This is a genomic window from uncultured Mycobacterium sp. (genome assembly GCF_964249325.1).
Lineage (GTDB): Bacteria > Actinomycetota > Actinomycetes > Mycobacteriales > Mycobacteriaceae > Mycobacterium.
Genome location: NZ_CAXUCH010000390.1, coordinates 1 through 2,504, shown reverse-complemented (window position 1 = coordinate 2,504; position 2,504 = coordinate 1). Strand labels below are relative to the sequence as shown.

Here is a 2,504-nt window from a genome sequence, read left to right as displayed (position 1 = left end):
CGGGCACGATGACCAGTGTCAGTACCCGGCCCATCGTCACCGCCCCGACCCGTTCGCGTAACTCGTCGCGCTTCTTGTTGATCGCGGTGGTGCTCGTCTCCGGCAGATCGAGAATCACGGGCGCCGCCATTCCCGCCCGGTGCGGCGCAGCAACTCGAACGACGACGCCGGTCCCCAGCTGCCTGCCTCATACGGCTCCGGCTTTCCGTGTGCCGCCCAGTTCTCCAGGACGGGATCCAGTATCTCCCAAGCCAATTCGACTTCCTCGTTGACCGGAAACAACGAGGGCTCTCCGAGCAGCACATCGAGAACCAGCCGCTCGTAGGGTTCGGGTGAATCCTCGGCGAAGGCTGAGCCGTACGAAAAGTCCATGTTGACGTCGCGCACCTCCATGGCAGTGCCGGGCACCTTGGAGCCGAACCGCAGCGTGACGCCTTCGTCGGGCTGCACCCGAATCACCAGAGCGTTCGCGCCGAGCTCGTCGGTCATGGTGGCGTCGAACGGCAGATGCGGTGCCCGCTTGAATATCAGCGCGATCTCAGTGACCCTGCGGCCCAGCCGTTTTCCGGTGCGCAGATAAAACGGCACCCCTGCCCAGCGGCGAGTATCGACCTCCAGTGTGATCGCGGCGAACGTCTCGGTGGTCGAGTCCTTGGAGAACCCCTCCTCGTCGAGCAGCCCAACCACGTGCTCACCGCCCTGCCAGCCGGCGATGTACTGGCCGCGGCTGGTGGTGTCGTTGAGTGGCTCGGCAAGGTGCGTCGCTGAAAGCACCTTGATTTTCTCGGCCTGCAGCTCCGACGGAAGAAAGCTCACCGGCTCTTCCATCGCTGTCAGCGCCAGCAGTTGCATGAGGTGGTTCTGGATCACGTCGCGGGCCGCGCCGATACCGTCGTAGTACCCGGCTCGTCCAGCCAGCCCGATGTCTTCGGCCATGGTGATCTGCACATGGTCGACGTAGTGCGCATTCCAGATCGGGTCGAAGAGTTGATTGGCGAACCGCAACGCCAAGATGTTCTGCACGGTCTCCTTGCCGAGGTAGTGGTCGATGCGGAATACCGACTCCTCGGGAAAGACGCTGTTGACCACCTTGTTGAGCTCACGCGCGCTGTCGAGGTTGTGGCCGAAGGGTTTCTCGATGACCACTCGGCTCCATCGGCCGTTCTGGGGACGGGCCAGCCCTGACTTGTGCAGCTGCTCGCACACCACAGGAAAGGACCTCGGCGGGATGGCCAGATAGAAGGCGTGGTTGCCGCCGGTGCCGCGCTCGGCGTCAAGCTTGTCCAGGCATTCGGCCAGCCGGGCGAACGCCTTGTCATCATCGAATGTACCTGGCACGAAACGGATTCCGTCGGCCAGACGCTCCCACACCAGTTGCCGAAACGGGGTGCGGGCATGCTGTTTGACGGACTCGTGCACCACCTGACCGAAATCCTCATGGTCCCAGTCGCGGCGGGCGAAGCCGACCAGCGCGAAAGTGGGCGGGAGCAGGCCACGATTGGCCAGATCGTAGATGGCCGGCATCACCTTCTTGCGGGCCAAATCGCCGGTGACCCCGAAAATTACCATGCCACACGGGGCCGCGATCCGGGGCAGCCGTTTATCGCGCTTGTCCCGCAGCGGGTTTTGCCATTGCGTCGTGCTGGCCCCCCGGATGGATCGGGTGCCGGCTTGGCTCATTTGGCAGCGGCGTCCAGCTGAGCCTGCGTCTCCTTGAGCAGCTCGGTCCAGGACTCTTCGAACTTCTCCACGCCCTCGTTTTCCAGCACGACGAACACGTCGGTCAGATCCACCCCGACCGATTCCAGTTTGTCGAACACCTGCTGGGCCTCCGACGCGGTGCCGCTCACTGTGTCACCCCGGATGACGCCGTGGTCGGCGGCGGCCTCAATGGTCTTCTCCGGCATGGTGTTAACCGTGTTCGGCGCGACCAGCTCGGTGACGTATAGCGTGTCGGAATAGTCGGGGTTCTTGACACCGGTCGACGCCCACAGCGGCCGCTGCACCCGGGCGCCGTGAGCCTTGAGTTGCTCGTAGCGATCACCGCCGACGAAGACTTCCTGGTATGCGGCATAGGCCAGCCGGGCGTTGGCCACCCCGGCTTGGCCCCGCAACGCCAGGGCCTCTTGGGTGCCGATCTTCTCCAGCCGCTTGTCGACCTCGGTGTCGACCCGGGAGACGAAAAACGATGCCACGGAATGGATCTTGGATAAGTCGTGACCGGCCTGTTTGGCCTTTTCCAAGCCGTCGAGGTAGGCGTCCATCACCGCGCGGTGGCGCTCGACGGAAAAGATCAGCGTCACGTTGACCGAAATACCCTCCGCAAGTGTGGCGGTGATGGCCGGTATTCCTTCCTCGGTCGCCGGGATTTTGATGAACAGGTTCGGTCGGTCGACGGTCTTCCACAGATCGACGGCCTGCTGGATGGTGTTGTCGGCGTCGGGCGCAACCCGCGGATCCACCTCGATCGACACCCGGCCGTCGACTCCGTCGGAGGCTTCCCA

General features: G+C 63.8%; 2 protein-coding genes and 1 pseudogene. All 3 read right to left on the bottom strand.

The genetic code is table 11. The features are described from left to right. A pseudogene (locus ACFE99_RS24930) lies at positions 1-118 on the bottom strand (oxidoreductase); the annotation flags it as partial. Further along, complete coding sequence (gene zwf / locus ACFE99_RS24925; protein WP_375489530.1) at positions 115-1,680, bottom strand: glucose-6-phosphate dehydrogenase; 1,566 nt, start codon at positions 1,678-1,680, stop codon at positions 115-117. The gene zwf and the pseudogene ACFE99_RS24930, both read right to left, overlap by 4 nt. Then, a partial coding sequence (gene tal / locus ACFE99_RS24920) for a transaldolase (protein ID WP_375489528.1) occupies positions 1,677-2,504 on the bottom strand: 828 nt, incomplete at its 5' end. The genes tal and zwf, both read right to left, overlap by 4 nt.